The organism is Streptococcus sp. C300, assembly GCF_000187645.1.
Lineage (GTDB): Bacteria > Bacillota > Bacilli > Lactobacillales > Streptococcaceae > Streptococcus > Streptococcus oralis_CQ.
The window spans coordinates 466175-481890 of sequence record NZ_GL732466.1 but is presented as its reverse complement, the minus strand read 5'-3'; the positions used below and the strand labels follow the sequence as shown (position 1 = coordinate 481890).

Annotated in this window: 14 protein-coding genes; 9 read left to right on the top strand and 5 right to left on the bottom strand. The window is 42.4% G+C overall.

The features are described 5' to 3' along the window. Nucleotides 1-68: 68 nt before the first annotated feature. Entirely contained in the window at nt 69-506 is a 438-nt protein-coding gene (locus HMPREF0849_RS02375; RefSeq protein WP_001167396.1) for an Rrf2 family transcriptional regulator, read from the top strand. Between the two features lie 67 nt (nt 507-573). After that, nucleotides 574-1596, top strand: coding sequence for a YdcF family protein (locus tag HMPREF0849_RS02370; RefSeq protein ID WP_000273634.1), 1023 nt, complete (start codon nt 574-576; stop codon nt 1594-1596). 285 nt (nt 1597-1881) lie between these two features. Here the strand turns inward: HMPREF0849_RS02370 and HMPREF0849_RS02365 are convergent, their stop codons facing one another. From HMPREF0849_RS02365 to HMPREF0849_RS02345, 5 genes are all read right to left on the bottom strand, one after another. Beyond that, nucleotides 1882-2664, bottom strand: coding sequence for a DUF4037 domain-containing protein (locus HMPREF0849_RS02365; RefSeq protein WP_000581082.1), 783 nt, complete (start codon nt 2662-2664; stop codon nt 1882-1884). Between the two features lie 129 nt (nt 2665-2793). Beyond that, nucleotides 2794-3453: an amino acid ABC transporter permease gene (locus HMPREF0849_RS02360; protein WP_000443847.1), complete on the bottom strand. Its 660-nt coding sequence runs from the start codon at nt 3451-3453 to the stop codon at nt 2794-2796. A 9-nt stretch (nt 3454-3462) separates the two neighbouring features. After that, complete coding sequence (locus HMPREF0849_RS02355) at nt 3463-4140, bottom strand: amino acid ABC transporter permease (RefSeq protein WP_000131151.1); 678 nt, start codon at nt 4138-4140, stop codon at nt 3463-3465. 12 nt (nt 4141-4152) lie between these two features. After that, complete coding sequence (locus HMPREF0849_RS02350; protein ID WP_000726175.1) at nt 4153-4947, bottom strand: transporter substrate-binding domain-containing protein; 795 nt, start codon at nt 4945-4947, stop codon at nt 4153-4155. Between the two features lie 10 nt (nt 4948-4957). Continuing rightward, entirely contained in the window at nt 4958-5716 is a 759-nt protein-coding gene (locus HMPREF0849_RS02345; RefSeq protein WP_001229586.1) for an amino acid ABC transporter ATP-binding protein, read from the bottom strand. 176 nt (nt 5717-5892) lie between these two features. Here HMPREF0849_RS02345 and recJ point away from each other — a divergent pair, with 176 nt between their 5' ends. The 7 genes from recJ to HMPREF0849_RS02310 all read left to right on the top strand — a co-directional run bounded on the left by recJ (nt 5893) and on the right by HMPREF0849_RS02310 (nt 15546). Next, the gene (gene recJ / locus HMPREF0849_RS02340) at nt 5893-8112 is read left to right on the top strand and encodes a single-stranded-DNA-specific exonuclease RecJ (protein WP_033605350.1); all 2220 of its coding nucleotides are present in this window, start codon (nt 5893-5895) and stop codon (nt 8110-8112) included. A 167-nt stretch (nt 8113-8279) separates the two neighbouring features. Beyond that, nucleotides 8280-8927, top strand: coding sequence for a COG3942 and LysM peptidoglycan-binding domain-containing protein (locus HMPREF0849_RS02335; protein WP_000754472.1), 648 nt, complete (start codon nt 8280-8282; stop codon nt 8925-8927). A gap of 510 nt (nt 8928-9437) precedes the next feature. Beyond that, nucleotides 9438-11099, top strand: a complete 1662-nt coding sequence (locus HMPREF0849_RS02330; RefSeq protein ID WP_000065599.1) for a ribonuclease J — start codon at nt 9438-9440, stop codon at nt 11097-11099. 68 nt (nt 11100-11167) lie between these two features. Then, nucleotides 11168-11947 (top strand): alpha/beta hydrolase, encoded by a 780-nt coding sequence (locus HMPREF0849_RS02325; RefSeq protein WP_000290050.1) that lies wholly within the window; start codon nt 11168-11170, stop codon nt 11945-11947. 104 nt (nt 11948-12051) lie between these two features. Beyond that, on the top strand, nt 12052-12753 hold the full coding sequence (locus tag HMPREF0849_RS02320; protein ID WP_000498555.1) for a M57 family metalloprotease: 702 nt from the start codon (nt 12052-12054) through the stop codon (nt 12751-12753). 101 nt (nt 12754-12854) lie between these two features. Beyond that, entirely contained in the window at nt 12855-14702 is a 1848-nt protein-coding gene (gene uvrC, locus HMPREF0849_RS02315; RefSeq protein ID WP_001061155.1) for an excinuclease ABC subunit UvrC, read from the top strand. Continuing rightward, nucleotides 14692-15546 carry a metallophosphoesterase family protein gene (locus HMPREF0849_RS02310; RefSeq protein ID WP_001015743.1) on the top strand — a complete coding sequence of 285 codons (855 nt, stop codon included), beginning with the start codon at nt 14692-14694 and terminating at the stop codon, nt 15544-15546. Before uvrC ends, HMPREF0849_RS02310 begins: the two co-directional genes overlap by 11 nt. Nucleotides 15547-15716: the final 170 nt, after the last annotated feature.

Here is a 15716-nt window from a genome sequence, read left to right as displayed (position 1 = left end):
GATAAGCAAAAAAGGTATAATGTTTATACGGGAAAAGATGAATAAAATATCAATGAAAGGAGAAGGAGATGCAAATTTCAAGCCGATTTACAATTGCGACCCATATGATGATTAGTATTGCAATGCAGGATACAGACAGCAAGGTAACCAGCGATTTTCTTGCGGCTAGTGTTGGGGTAAATCCAGTCATTATCCGTAAGACTTTATCGCAACTCAAAAAAGCAGGATTGATTTCAGTTGCTCGTGGAACGGGAGGAACTGAGATAATAAAAGACCTTCAGGATATCAGCTTGTTGGATGTCTACCAAGCTGTAGAGTGTTTAGGAAAATCTGGTAAGCTCTTTAGTTTCCATGACAATCCAAATCCTAATTGTCCAATTGGTGCTAATATCCATGCGGTCTTGGACCAAAAGTTGTTTGATGTTCAAGCAGCTATGGAGAACCAACTTCGTCAGACAAGTCTGGCTCAGGTTGTAGCTGAAACTCAGGATAAAATGATCAAGTAAGAGGGCTAAGGTTCTCTTTTTCTATTGCTATAATTATGGTACAATGTAGTCATCAAAGGAGGAGACTATGTACTTTATCACAGGATTTTTTGTCCTACTTTTTCTCGTTTCGTTTTTAAGGGACAATCGTAGTCTCTGGAATCCAGCTCTCTTGCTTTTGTCTCTGCTTTTTTCTTATATGTCTATTGCCAATCTTTTTTACGAAGCTGGACAAAAAGAAGTGCACATGGTTTTCTTTGCAGGGATTTTTCTCCTGCTGCCTCTTTTAGTTTTTCTAAGTGGTTTTTTCCTTATTTATAATGGATTTGTGTTATTGAAAAAAGAAGGAAAATCCAAGGCAAATTATTTGTCTCTAGGATTAGGCTGCGTGATTCTATTCTTTTTTGTGATCATGGCGATTCGAGTGAGCGATACCAAGGGCTTGTTTTACACCAATCATCTAGTGAATATTATCTTTTTCTTTTTGATTTATTCGTACTTGATTTTTGGTTTTGCCTTTGCAGGATTTCTGCTTTATTCCATTCTGTATCTTTTCATTCCTAAGAAAAAATATTATGATTTTATCATCATTCACGGAGCAGGCTTGTTGAATGGAGAAAAAGTCACTCCCTTACTGAAGAGTCGCATTGACAAGGCAGTAGAAGCTTATCACCAGTCTCTCAATCCCAATGTTAAAATCATCGCAAGTGGTGGTCAAGGTGGGGATGAGAAGATTTCCGAGGCTCAGGCAATTTGTAATTATTTGCTGGAAGAGACGGATGTTCCGAGAGAAGCGATTCTCCTAGAGGAAGACTCAACGACGACCTATGAGAATCTTCTCTTCTCAAAAGAAATGGGAGAGAAGCTGGTGGCCAGTCCACGTTTTCTCTTTGTGACCAATGATTACCATGTTTTTCGTACCAGTACCTATGCTCGCTGTATTGGGATGAAGGGAGATGGTCTTGGTTGCCGTACAGCCGCCTACTATATCCCATCGGCCTTTATCAGAGAATACATTGCTCTATGTGTGAAGATGAGATGGCTTTTTATCGCCTTCTATATTTTATTAATTTTAGCTCTTATTTTCTCCTATAGAGGTGTTCTATGGTAATATGTAAAATTCATATTGTAATTCTTGTTAGAATCTCTAAAAAATCTTGTAGTAACCCTAAGGGAAAAATTGTCACTAATAATGAAAGAGCAGGGTAAGTGATTGTGAGTGCGGTTTTTGGAACGGTTTCATGATTGCTCGTCAATCAATTGAACAATTTCTAACCTAGTTGCAGATTTTCAGTGAGGGTCAAAAATAAGTAACTGCATATGGGTAGAGTAGATTTTTACAGTCAACGACAAAAAAATGTGAACCAGCAACGGAGGTTCACATTTTCTTTTGGGTCTATGGTAAAATGTCCTTTAGTTGTTTTAAGATAGTTTGTAAGGTTAGGACCGCTTGTTCTCCTTGTTGCGGTTGGTAGAGTAGTTGGAAATAGCCGCGAATAGTTTCTTCAAATTGCTTAGGGAGGAGAGCACAATGGGCCTTTGCGTACTCCAGCATTCGTTTTTCACCAGGATGGGTTTGCTCATTGAGAGCAAATAACAAGTCAAAGTAGGAAGCAAAAAACTCACTCGTACGATGATTCATACTGAGAAGATCTTGGCGTTTGATAGCTTTTTCTATTTGGTGAGAGAAGGCAGGCATGGCTTGTTCTAGCAAAAGGAGTTGCCTTTCGATGATATGCTTTTTGAGTTCCTGTGGATAGGGAATCTGGTAAGTCTTTTGGAGAGAAGCATAGTGTCCATTTGGATCGTATAGAATCTTGCTGTGGAGTAGATTATGCCACATGCAAGTTGTATAAGCATTTTGAGCTTTGTGCTGAAAAACGGTTGAGTTCAATTCTTGTTCAAACGACTCCAGCGAACGATAAATCAACTCGATTTGGATACCGTTGTTTAGTACGCAGTCATCCTCTAACTCCCAAAACTGGTTTCCGATTTCCATATAGGAGCAATAGTTGCTAAGAATGATTTGACGAGTTTTCTTGTCAATAGGTGAGTTGAGATAGACATAAACGTCATAGTCAGAGTTTTGATCGTAGGCTTGTCCTGCACGAGAACCACCAAGAGCAATAGCTTCTACTTGTTCCAGTTGAGAGAATTCTTTGTAAAGTTCGTGGATCATGATTTTTCTCCTTGCTTTATGGTTTTAAAGTCATTTTACCAAAAAGTAAAACGTTTGCATAGTGTTGGGTTGCTCTTTTTCATTTATAGCAAAAAATGTGAACCCTTGTTTTGAGTTCACATTTCTTTTTTATTCTGCAGCTTGTTGCCAATGTTTGGCTAGAATGCGAGATAGACTTGAAATTGCTAGGTTAAAGCTGAAATAGATCAAGGCAATCAGGATATAAAGACTGAAGACCTGCTCTGGTTCGAAATAGCGTCCCATGAGAATTTGGCTGGCTCCAAAGAGTTCTTGTAGGGCGATAACAGAGTAGAGAAGGCTGGTATCCTTAATCACAGTTACAAACTGAGAAATGATGGCTGGCAACATTTTACGGATAGCTTGTGGGAGAATGATGTAGTAGAGGATTTGCACTGAAGTGAATCCTTGCGACATTCCTGCTTCATACTGCCCTTTGTCCACGGCATTGAGACCGCCCCGGATAATCTCAGCCAAGGCTGCTGAGGTAAAAAGGGTAAAGGCCGTAATGCCAGCTGGCGTCGACTTCATCTTGAAAACCAAAAAGATGGTGAAAATCCAGAGAAGGTTGGGAACATTACGCACAAACTCGATGTAAATGCTAGAGATGATTCGCAAGACAGGATTTTTCCCATTTCGCATAACTGCAAGTACCGTCCCGATCAGGGTAGAGAGAACAATGGCAATCAGAGAAATATAGAGGGTCAAGCCAAATCCTTTAAAGATAAAGGCTAGGTTATCTGGGGTCAAAACTTCTAAAATAGATTCCATAGTAACCTCCTAAAGTGAATAGGCTTTTTTGTTGGCTTGCTCCATCTTGCGACCAAATTGGGCGACAGGGAAGCAAAGGGCAAAGTAGAGTAGGGCAGCACCTAGAAAGGCAGGGATATAGTTTCCGTTGAGAGCTGACCAAGACTTGGTCACAAACATCAAGTCCACTCCAGAGATGATAGCAACGGTTGAAGTATTCTTGATAAGGTTAACGATTTGGTTGGTCAAAGGAGGGAGAATGATACGGAAGGCCTGAGGCAAGATAATCAAGCGCATGGCACTGATATAGGTAAAACCTTGCGACAAGGCGGCCTCCATCTGACCGCTAGGAATAGACTGAATCCCTGACCGAATTACCTCAGCAATATAGGCACCGTGATAAAGTCCGACGCAGAGAACAGCTGTCCAATAAATCGAAATCATGATGGTGTGATCACTGATAAGGGGTAGGCCATAAAAGACGATGACAAACTGCACCAAGAGGGGGGTATTTTGGTAAAATTCGACAAAGATACGAGCCAAAATCCTTAAAATTTGATGTTTGCTAGTTGATAGGACTCCAAAGATGATTCCTAAGACCATGGCGAGGATAAAGGAACCAATCGCTAGGGCAAGGGTGAAGAGGAAACCATTGAAAAATTGTCCAAAATCCTGAAAATAGGCTGTCCAAGATGATAAATCTGTCATAGGGTGTCCTCCTTAATCTGCGGTATGGCTAGATGGTTTGAGCTTGTAACGGTCATAGAGTTTTTGAAGGCTACCATCCTTGCTCCATTTGGTGACCAAGTTATCAAGATAATCGTTTAGCTCGGTGTTTGATTTCTTGGTGACGATACCGTAGTCAGATGGCTTGAAACTATCATTTAGTAGTTCTGTCCGTTTGCTGATGTAGCCAGACAGGATAGAACGGTCCACGGAAAAAGCATCAATACGGTGAGCGTGAAGGGAAGTAATCAATTCTGGATAGGAACCAAGTTCGACGAATTTAAAGGTTAGACCTTTCTTTTTACCCAGTTCAGTAATCAGGCGTTGGGTGATGGAACCTTGGGCAACCCCAATTGTTTTGCCGTTTAGGTCCTCAATGCTTTTGATGTTGGCGGATTTATTGACCAAAAAACCAGAAGCGTCCGTATAGTAGGGACTGGTGAAGTTGTATAGTTTTTTACGTTCATCTGTGATGGTGAAAGTTGCGATATCCATATCGACCTGTTCGTTGTCTAGGAGTGGCCCACGAGTTTGCGCGGTAACAGGCACATAGCGAACCTTGACCTTGAGTTCATCTGCAATCATCTTGGCCAGGTCTGTTTCTATACCAGAATAAGTCCCTGTCTTGGGGTCCTTGTAGCCAAAATTAGGAACGTCTTGTTTGACACCGACAACTAGTTCACCTCTTTTTTGAATGTCTGCGACACTGGTATCAGCCTGAACTGGTTTAGTAGCAGCAAGACCGAAAAGGCTAATCAATAATGCTGATAAAAAGAATTTCTTTTTCATAGGCGCCTCCTTATTTGACTTTGTCACTTTCATGATTGATAATTTTGCTGAGGAATTGTTGGGCACGAGGTTCGCTTGGATTGTCAAAAAAGTCATCGACATCTGTCGTGTCTACTAAAACCTCTCCGTCGGCCATAAAGATGATGCGGTCCGCAACTTCACGGGCAAAGCCCATTTCGTGGGTAACGATGATCATGTTCATCCCATCATGCGCCAGTTTTTGCATAACTGCTAGAACATCTCCGATAGTCTCAGGGTCAAGAGCAGATGTTGGCTCATCAAAGAGGAGGAGTTCCGGATGCATGGCAAGACCACGAGCAATCGCGATTCGCTGTTTTTGACCACCAGATAGCATAGCTGGATAGGAATCTTTCTTGTCCCACATATTTACAAATTCCAGATATTTTTGGGCTGTTTTTTCAGCTTCTTTTTTATCAATTCCTAGAACTTTTATGGGTGCGAGTGTTATATTTTCTAACACTGTTTTGTGTGGATAAAGATTAAAATGTTGAAAAACCATACCGACTTCCTTACGAAGAGGAACTAAATCCTTCTGACTGGCACCTGCTACTTGGTGTCCATTGACTAGGAGACTTCCTTTGTCAACAGCCTCTAAACCATTGATCGTACGGATAAGAGTGGACTTCCCAGAACCAGAAGGTCCAAGCAGGACAACAACTTGTCCTTTTTCAAAACGGAGATTGATGTCGCGGAGTGCGTGGTAGTCTCCGTAATATTTTTCGACGTTTTTAAATTCTACTAAAGCCATGAGAGATCTCCTTTGTGTTAGATTTTATAACATGATTCTACAACAAAAGAATGTTCTTGTCAAATTATATCTGGAAAAATTCACTAAAATGTTATAAAAAAGCAATCTGGATAGAGAAAATGCCTAAATCATGTTATAATGAAACGATAGAATTCTTAGAAAGAGTGGATGTTTATTTGATAACTCCTACTTATGAATGGCAGTTTGCCCCGCAGGTTGAAGATGCGGATTTTACAAAGATAGCCAAGAAGGCTGGACTAGGTCCTGAGGTGGCTCGGTTATTATTTGAAAGAGGGATTCAGGATGAAGAAAGTCTAAAGAAGTTTTTAGAACCTTCTTTAGAGGACTTACATGACCCCTATCTGCTTCATGATATGGACAAGGCAGTGGAACGGATTCGTCAGGCCATTGAAGAAGGGGAAAACATTCTCATCTATGGAGACTACGATGCGGATGGTATGACTTCAGCTTCTATTGTTAAGGAAAGTTTGGAACAGCTTGGCGCCGAGTGCCGTGTTTACCTGCCCAATCGTTTTACCGATGGCTATGGGCCAAATGCCAGTGTCTATAAATACTTTATCGAGCAAGAGGGGATTTCCTTGATTGTGACAGTGGATAATGGAGTTGCTGGTCACGAGGCCATTGAACTGGCCCAGTCTATGGGAGTGGATGTCATTGTGACCGACCACCATTCTATGCCGGAAACCCTTCCCAATGCCTATGCCATTGTTCACCCTGAGCATCCGGATGCGGACTATCCTTTCAAATATCTAGCTGGTTGTGGAGTGGCTTTCAAGCTAGCTTGCGCTCTTTTAGAAGAAGTGCAAGTGGAATTGCTTGATTTGGTCGCTATCGGTACCATTGCAGATATGGTGAGCTTGACAGATGAAAATCGTATTTTGGTTCAATATGGTCTGGAAATGTTGGGACATACTCAGCGCATCGGTCTACAAGAAATGCTAGACATGGCTGGGATTGCTGCGAATGAAGTGACAGAAGAAACGGTTGGATTCCAGATTGCCCCTCGTTTAAATGCCTTGGGGCGCTTGGACGATCCTAATCCCGCCATTGATTTGTTGACTGGATTTGACGATGAGGAAGCGCATGAGATTGCCCTCATGATTCACCAGAAAAACGAAGAGCGCAAGGAAATCGTTCAGTCAATTTATGAAGAAGCTAAGACCATGGTGGATCCTGAGAAGAAGGTCCAAGTTTTGGCCAAGGAAGGCTGGAATCCTGGCGTTCTGGGTATCGTGGCTGGTCGTTTGTTGGAAGAACTAGGGCAGACAGTTATCGTTCTTAATATAGAAGACGGTCGTGCCAAGGGTAGTGCTCGTAGTGTGGAAGCGGTCGATATTTTTGAGGCTCTGGATCCTCATCGAGACCTCTTTATCGCCTTTGGTGGCCATGCTGGTGCTGCAGGGATGACGCTAGAAGTAGAGAAACTTTCAGATTTATCTCAGGTCTTGGAAGACTATATCCGTAAAAAAGGTGCAGATGCTAGTGGTAAGAACAAGTTGAATCTAGATGAAGAGTTGGATTTGGAGACACTTAGCTTAGAAACGGTTAAAAGTTTTGAACGCTTGGCACCTTTTGGAATGGACAATCAGAAACCTGTCTTTTATATCAAGGATTTTCATGTCGAAAGTGCCAGAACCATGGGAGCAGGCAATGCTCACCTCAAACTAAAAATTTCCAAGGGTGAGGCGAGTTTCGAAGTGGTGGCCTTTGGACAAGGTAGATGGGCGACAGAGTTTGCTCAAACCAAGAATCTAGAATTGGCAGTCACCCTGTCTGTCAATCAATGGAATGGCCAAACTGCCCTCCAGTTGATGATGGTGGATGCACGAGTGGAAGGTGTTCAACTCTTTAACATTCGTGGGAAGAATGCAGTCTTACCAGAAGGGGTTCCAGTCTTGGATTTTGCTGGAGAACTACCAAATCTTGCGGATAGTGAAGCGGTTGTTGTGAAAACCATTCCTGAGGATATTAGCCTGCTGAAGACTGTTTTTCAAGAACAGCACTTCTCTGCTGTCTATTTCAAAAATGACATTGATAAAGCCTACTATCTGACAGGCTATGGGACTAGAGAACAGTTTGCTAAATTGTATAAGACTATTTACCAGTTCCCAGAGTTTGATATTCGCTACAAGCTCAAAGATTTGGCGACTTATCTCAATATTCAACAAATCTTGCTGGTCAAGATGATCCAAGTATTTGAAGAGCTGGGCTTTGTGACGATCAAAGATGGTGTCATGACAGTCAATAAAGAAGCGCCGAAAAGGGAAATTGCTGAAAGTCAGATTTACCAAAATCTCAAACAAACTGTAAAAAATCAAGAAATGATGGCGCTGGGGACAGTGCAAGAAATTTATGACTTTTTAATGGAAAAATAGATGGAAAGAGGCTGAGGTAACCAATCTCAGCTTTTTCTTTGTCATTTCTTGAATAGATGTAGTAAAAGTATAAATTTTTGTAACATGACTAAAATATAACTCTAAACGAACTGACATGTAAATCAAGTATGATTTTCTTATCAAGAAAATATAAGGGGAATCTAGTTATGAAAAAAACAGTTACGAAACTGACTCTTGGTTTGACTTCTACCGCTATTTTTGCTACAGTTGGGGCTCAAACTGTTCATGCGAACTCTTACGTTGTCCAAGACGGTGATTCATTTTATGCAATTGCAACTGCAAACGGCATGGATCCGCATGAGTTGGCAGCTTTGAATGGAAAAACCATCTTTGACACTATCCACCCAGGCGATGTATTGGAAGTAAGTGGTTCCGCTCAGGCTAGCTCAACCTACAGTGCTCCAGCTAGCACTGCGAATGTGGTATCAGATACAGAGGATGTTGTCGAAAAGACTCCAACAAACTATGGCAACTCTTATCCTGTTGGTCAGTGTACATGGGGCGTGAAAGAATTGGCGCCTTGGGCAAGCAACTGGTGGGGAAATGCCAACACGTGGGCAATCTACGCGAGCGCTCAAGGTTATAAGACAGGAAGTGTTCCAGTAGTAGGAGCAATCGCCGTTTGGGATGGTGGTGAATATGGACACGTTGCTTATGTCACAGATGTTCAAAGTGAAAACTCTATCCAGGTATTGGAAGCAAACTACAGACGTCAAAAGCAGATTGCAAATTACCGTGGCTTCTTTAATCCTCATGAATTTTTAGGTAACGTAACTTATATCTATCCAAACTAAAGATGATAAAAAGATTTAGAATTTCTAAGTCTTTTTTCTTTTTGAAGAAATTTCCTATCGTTAAGCTCCATCTTAATGGTTAATTGCTGAAAAAATTTTAGATTCTGTAGCGAACAGGAAATTCTCGCTTTTATATGCAGATAAACCATGTCTTTGTAGAAAATAGCTCTCAAGTCGAGAGGTAAAGGGCAAGAATTTAACTTGTTTTGAACTAAAAGAGAAATTTAGAGTTCGAGAAAGGTATCTGAAATCAAATTGATTCAGAAAGTCCATAATTTTGATAGTATAATCGTTCTATTATCTTCGATGAAGCCTCCAAAAGAGAAGTCAAAGTAAAAAAATTTGATTCACAGTAGTGACTAATCTCTAGTTAAAAACCGATCTTCGTTTTGAAAATAATCAAAAAAATGGTATAATGGTAGGAAAAGATTCGGCTGAAAGTTTTAGAACTTTTAGAATAAGAGGGTGAATTCGCCCTATAATCAAGATAAATGAAGTTTCGGAGGAAAAATGAGTAATATCAGTTTAACAACACTAGGTGGTGTACGAGAAAATGGGAAAAATATGTACATCGCTGAAATCGATGGTTCTATTTTTGTTTTGGATGCTGGGCTTAAATACCCTGAAAATGAACAGCTTGGGGTTGATGTCGTCATTCCAAATATGGACTACCTTTTTGAAAATAGAGATCGTATTGCAGGGGTCTTTTTGACCCACGGACATGCAGATGCTATTGGTGCCTTGCCTTATCTTTTAGCAGAGGCTAAGGTGCCTGTGTTTGGTTCTGAGTTGACCATTGAGTTGGCAAAACTCTTTGTTAAAGGCAATGATGCTGTTAAGAAATTCAATGACTTCCATGTGATTGATGAGGATACGGAGATTGACTTTGGAGGAACTGAGGTTTCCTTCTTCCGTACAACTCACTCCATTCCAGAAAGTTTGGGAGTCGTCTTGAAAACTCCAAAAGGTAGCATTGTTTACACAGGGGACTTCAAGTTTGACCAGACTGCTAGTGAATCCTATGCGACGGATTTTGCTCGCTTGGCCGAGATTGGTCGTGATGGTGTCTTGGCGCTCCTCAGTGATTCAGCCAATGCAGATAGCAATATCCAAGTGGCGAGTGAGAGTGAAGTTGGAGACGAAATTACCCAGACCATTGCAGACTGGGAAGGTCGTATCATCGTTGCGGCTGTTGCCAGCAACCTCTCTCGTATCCAGCAGGTCTTTGATGCTGCTGCGGATACAGGTCGTCGAGTTGTTTTGACTGGATTTGATGTTGAAAATATCGTCCGCACAGCGATTCGTCTCAAAAAATTGTCTCTAGCCAACGAAAGTCTCTTGATCAAACCCAAAGACATGTCTCGTTTTGAAGACCATGAGTTGATTATCCTTGAGACGGGCCGTATGGGTGAGCCGATTAATGGACTTCGTAAGATGTCCATTGGACGCCATCGCTATGTGGAAATCAAAGATGGGGATTTGGTCTATATCGTAACCACTCCATCTATCGCCAAAGAAGCTGTCATGGCGCGTGTTGAAAACATGATCTACCAAGCTGGTGGTGTGGTGAAACTCATTACCCAGAGCTTGCGAGTATCCGGACACGGGAATGCGCGTGATTTGCAGTTGATGATCAATCTTTTGCAACCAAACTACCTCTTCCCTATTCAAGGGGAGTATCGTGAGTTAGATGCGCATGCCAAGGCTGCCATGGCAGTTGGAATGTTGCCAGAACGCATTTTCATCCCTAAAAAGGGAACGACCATGTCTTATGAACATGGAGACTTTGTTCCAGCTGGAGCAGTTTCTGCAGGTGATGTCTTGATTGACGGAAATGCCATCGGGGATGTTGGAAATGTCGTCCTTCGTGACCGTAAAGTCTTGTCAGAGGATGGAATCTTTATCGTGGCGATCACAGTCAACCGTCGTGAGAAGAAAATTGTGGCCAAGGCTCGCGTCCATACACGTGGATTTGTTTACCTCAAGAAGAGCCGTGATATTCTCCGTGAAAGTTCAGAATTGATTAACCAAACGGTAGAAGAGTATCTTCAAGGTGATGACTTTGACTGGGCAGATCTCAAAGGAAAGGTCCGTGATGGCTTGGCCAAGTACCTCTTTGACCAAACTAAACGTCGTCCAGCAATCTTGCCAGTCGTGATGGAAGCAAAATAATAAGCAGAATACCTACAGAAAAAGTCGAAATTCGGCTTTTTCTTATAGAATAGTAAAAGGAGACAACCATGGCAGTTATGAATATTGAGTATTACTCAGAAGTTTTGGATATGGAGTGGGGCGTTACCGTACTCTATCCAGATGCTAGTCGGGTGACTGAACCAGATTGCACAGATATTCCTGTCCTTTATCTTTTGCACGGAATGTCAGGAAACCAAAATAGCTGGCTCAAACGTACCAATGTCGAACGCTTGTTGCGTGGAACCAATCTCATTGTTATCATGCCCAATACTAGCAATGGCTGGTACACAGATACTCAGTATGGCTATAACTACTATACAGCTCTAGCAGAAGAACTCCCCCAAGTCATGAAACGTTTCTTCCCCAATATGACCAGCAAGCGAGAAAAAACTTTCATAGCAGGCCTATCCATGGGTGGATACGGTTCCTTCAAACTCGCTCTATCGACAAATCGTTTTTCTCATGCGGCTAGTTTTTCTGGTGCGCTCAGTTTTCAGGAATTTTCTCCTGAAAGTCAGGATCTGGGGTCACTTGCCTACTGGCGAGGAGTTTTTGGAGAGATTAAAGACTGGACAGCTAGCCCTCATTCGCTTGAAAGCATGGCTGCAAAATCCGATAAAAAGACCAAACTATGGGCTTGGTGTGGGGAGCAAGACTATCTCTACTCTGCCAATAATCTCGCAGTGAAAAACCTCAAAAATCTTGGTTTTGAGGTGACCTATAGTCATAGTCCAGGTAAGCACGAGTGGTACTACTGGGAAAAACAATTGGAACGTTTTTTAGCTACTCTACCAATTGACTTTGTTTTGGAAGAGCGCTTATCTTAGTTTTAGGTTTCTTTCAGCTTTCTTCAGTAAAATAGAGAATCTATCTTGATCAAGGAGAACGTGATTTCAAGATAGGTTCTTATTTTTATGAAAGGTGGGGCGTCATGTTCTGGATTATTCGATTATTCTTCCGATTTCTTTTGGGAATTTGGCGTTTCTTCTGGCGTCTGGTTTGGACTGTGGTCATTCTACTGCTCATTGCCTTTGGAGTGGTTTGGTATCTGACAGGTGATTTTCATTCTGCGGTCAATCAGGTTGAAAAAATGAGCAAGATTGGTCAAGGTGGCTGGAATCAATGGAAGGAGACGGGAACGCTGGAAGTCTTGTCTCAGACAGACAGTCACCAACATGCAGAAGGCAAGTGGGCTCAGGCCTCAGCTCGCATCTATATTGAGCCTCAAATGGATGAAACCTTCCAAGGTGCCTATGCAGAAGCCATAAAAAACTGGAATCAAACGGGAGCCTTTACCTTTGAGGTGGTTGCGGATCCTAGCCAGGCAGATATTGTGGCAAGTGAGATGAATGATGGATCGACCGCTGTAGCAGGTCAAGCCGAGAGTCAAACCAATTTGTTAACCAAACAATTTATATCTGTAACGGTTCGCCTGAATCACTATTATCTATCCAATCCAAGTTATGGTTATTCTTATGAACGGATCGTGCACACGGCGGAGCACGAGCTGGGGCATGCCATCGGATTGGATCATACCAACGAAACTTCTGTTATGCAGCCTGCCGGCTCTTACTATGGAATTCAGCCGCAGGATGTGACAGCTGTTCAAGAACTCTATACCAGTAGCGACTAGATGAAGTCGGTGCAATCCGAAATGAAATCAAAGCTCCTCCAACAAGTGATTGGTGGGGCTTTTTGTTCGTCCTGTTACAGCCTTTTTGCTATAATGGAACTATGAATAACTTGATCAAATCAAAACTAGAGCTCCTGCCAACCAGCCCTGGTTGTTACATTCACAAGGATAAAAATGGCACCATTATCTATGTAGGAAAGGCTAAAAATCTGCGCAATCGCGTGCGGTCCTACTTCCGTGGAAGTCACGATACCAAGACGGAGGCTCTGGTATCTGAAATTGTAGATTTTGAATTTATCGTCACCGAGTCCAATATTGAGGCACTTCTCTTAGAAATCAACCTCATCAAGGAAAATAAGCCCAAGTACAATATCATGCTCAAGGATGACAAGTCCTATCCCTTCATCAAAATCACCAATGAGCGTTATCCTCGATTGATTATCACCCGTCAGGTCAAAAAGGATGGTGGTCTTTATTTTGGTCCTTATCCAGATGTGGGGGCAGCCAATGAAATCAAGAGACTACTGGATCGGATTTTTCCTTTTCGTAAGTGTACCAATCCTCCTTCTAAGGTCTGTTTTTACTACCATATCGGCCAGTGTATGGCCCACACCATCTGTAAAAAAGATGGGGCTTATTTCAAGTCCATGGCTCAGGAGGTTTCTGATTTCCTAAAGGGACAGGATGACAAAATCATCGATGACCTTAAGGGTAAGATGGCAAAGGCAGCTCAAAGTATGGAGTTTGAACGTGCAGCGGAATACCGTGACCTGATTCAGGCCATTGGAACGCTTCGGACCAAGCAACGAGTTATGGCGAAGGATCTCCAAAATCGGGACGTCTTTGGTTACTATGTGGATAAAGGCTGGATGTGTGTTCAGGTTTTCTTTGTTCGTCAAGGTAAGCTCATTGAGCGGGACGTCAACCTCTTCCCCTACTACAATGATCCGGATGAGGACTTCTTGACCTATGTGGGACAATTTTATCAAGAAAAATCTCACCTGGTTCCCAATGAGGTATTGATTCCGCAGGATATTGACGAAGAAGCAGTCAAGGCCTTGGCGGATACCAAGATTCTCAAACCCCAGCGTGGAGAGAAAAAACAGCTGGTCAATCTAGCCATCAAAAATGCCCGTGTCAGTCTGGAGCAGAAGTTCAATCTGCTAGAAAAATCTGTCGAAAAGACCCAAGGAGCTATTGAAAATCTAGGACACTTGCTTCAAATACCAACTCCGGTTCGCATTGAGTCCTTCGACAACTCCAATATCATGGGAACTAGCCCTGTTTCGGCTATGGTGGTCTTTGTCAACGGTAAACCGAGTAAGAAGGATTACCGTAAGTACAAGATAAAAACGGTTGTGGGTCCAGACGATTATGCGAGTATGCGAGAAGTCATTCGCAGACGTTATGGTCGAGTACAACGAGAAGGTTTGACCCCACCAGATTTGATTGTGATTGATGGGGGACAAGGTCAGGTCAATATCGCTAAGCAGGTCATCCAAGAGGAGCTGGGCTTGGATATTCCAATTGCAGGTCTGCAAAAGAATGACAAGCACCAAACCCATGAACTGCTCTTCGGAGATCCACTTGAAGTGGTGGAGTTGTCTCGCAATTCTCAGGAATTTTTTCTCCTCCAACGGATTCAGGATGAGGTGCACCGCTTTGCTATCACTTTCCACCGCCAACTGCGCTCAAAAAATTCTTTTTCATCTCAATTGGATGGGATTGACGGTCTGGGGCCTAAACGCAAGCAGAATCTCATGAAGCATTTTAAATCTCTCACTAAAATCAAGGAAGCCAGTGTGGATGAGATTGTCGAAGTTGGAGTACCAAGAGCAGTCGCAGAAGCTGTGCAAAGAAAGTTGAACCCGCAGGAGGCAGTGGAACTGGCTCAAGTTGCGGAAGAAAGAGTAGATTATCAAACAGAAGGAGAACATCATGAACCATAAAATCGCAATTTTATCAGATATTCATGGCAATGCGACGGCCCTAGAAGCAGTGATTGCAGATGCTAAAAAGCTGGAAGCGACAGAGTATTGGCTTCTGGGAGATATTTTTCTTCCCGGACCAGGTGCAAATGACTTGGTCGCCCTGCTAAAAGACCTTCCGATTACGGTGGCTGTTCGTGGGAACTGGGATGATTGCGTCCTAGAGGCCTTGGATGGCGAATACGGTTTGGAAAATCCGCAAGACATCCAGCTCATGCGAATGACCCAGTTTTTAATGGAGCGAATGGATCCTGCAACGATTGTCTGGCTACGAAGCTTACCTTTGCTGGAAAAGAAAGAAGTGGATGGGCTACGTTTTTCTCTCACTCATAATTTACCTTACAAAAATTATGGAGGTGACTTGTTGGTTGGGAATGATACAGAAAAATTTGACCAACTGCTAGATGCGGAAACGGACGTGGCAGTCTATGGTCATGTTCACAAGCAGTTGCTTCGTTACGGCAGTCAAGGGCAACAAATCATCAATCCAGGTTCGATTGGTATGCCCTATTTTGATTGGGAGGCGTTGAAAAACCACCGTGCACAGTATACCGTGATAGAGGTTGAAGATGGGGAATTGGTCAATATCCTGTTTCGTAAAATTGCTTATGATTATGAAGCGGAGTTAGAATTGGCCAAGTCCAAGGGCCTTCCCTTTATCGAAATGTATGAAGAACTACGCCGAGATGACAACTATCGGGGGCACAATCTAGAACTCTTAGCTAGCTTAATTGAAAAGCATGGGTATGTAGAGGATGTGAAGGATTTCTTGGAGGCTATAAAGTCAGAATACAAGATAGACTAGTTTCTTTAAGCCATTGAAAAATAGTAGGAACTGGATGAGGGAATCCCTGACTTAAATGATGGACTTCGTTTGGTTACTCATCCGTGTTCCAATTTCTTTCTATGAAAAATCTCTGCAAGCTCTTTCAGAATATGGTAGAATGGAAGCAGTAGAATTAGAAAAGGAAATCG

What these genes read in the sequence shown, in the direction of transcription:
- HMPREF0849_RS02375 (WP_001167396.1), top strand. Translation starts at nt 69, where the DNA reads ATGCAAATTTCAAGCCGATTTACAATTGCGACCCATATGATGATTAGT.
- HMPREF0849_RS02370 (WP_000273634.1), top strand. Translation starts at nt 574, where the DNA reads ATGTACTTTATCACAGGATTTTTTGTCCTACTTTTTCTCGTTTCGTTT.
- HMPREF0849_RS02365 (WP_000581082.1), bottom strand. Translation starts at nt 2,664, where the DNA reads ATGATCCACGAACTTTACAAAGAATTCTCTCAACTGGAACAAGTAGAA.
- HMPREF0849_RS02360 (WP_000443847.1), bottom strand. Translation starts at nt 3,453, where the DNA reads ATGGAATCTATTTTAGAAGTTTTGACCCCAGATAACCTAGCCTTTATC.
- HMPREF0849_RS02355 (WP_000131151.1), bottom strand. Translation starts at nt 4,140, where the DNA reads ATGACAGATTTATCATCTTGGACAGCCTATTTTCAGGATTTTGGACAA.
- HMPREF0849_RS02350 (WP_000726175.1), bottom strand. Translation starts at nt 4,947, where the DNA reads ATGAAAAAGAAATTCTTTTTATCAGCATTATTGATTAGCCTTTTCGGT.
- HMPREF0849_RS02345 (WP_001229586.1), bottom strand. Translation starts at nt 5,716, where the DNA reads ATGGCTTTAGTAGAATTTAAAAACGTCGAAAAATATTACGGAGACTAC.
- HMPREF0849_RS02335 (WP_000754472.1), top strand. Translation starts at nt 8,280, where the DNA reads ATGAAAAAAACAGTTACGAAACTGACTCTTGGTTTGACTTCTACCGCT.
- HMPREF0849_RS02330 (WP_000065599.1), top strand. Translation starts at nt 9,438, where the DNA reads ATGAGTAATATCAGTTTAACAACACTAGGTGGTGTACGAGAAAATGGG.
- HMPREF0849_RS02325 (WP_000290050.1), top strand. Translation starts at nt 11,168, where the DNA reads ATGGCAGTTATGAATATTGAGTATTACTCAGAAGTTTTGGATATGGAG.
- HMPREF0849_RS02320 (WP_000498555.1), top strand. Translation starts at nt 12,052, where the DNA reads ATGTTCTGGATTATTCGATTATTCTTCCGATTTCTTTTGGGAATTTGG.
- uvrC (WP_001061155.1), top strand. Translation starts at nt 12,855, where the DNA reads ATGAATAACTTGATCAAATCAAAACTAGAGCTCCTGCCAACCAGCCCT.
- HMPREF0849_RS02310 (WP_001015743.1), top strand. Translation starts at nt 14,692, where the DNA reads ATGAACCATAAAATCGCAATTTTATCAGATATTCATGGCAATGCGACG.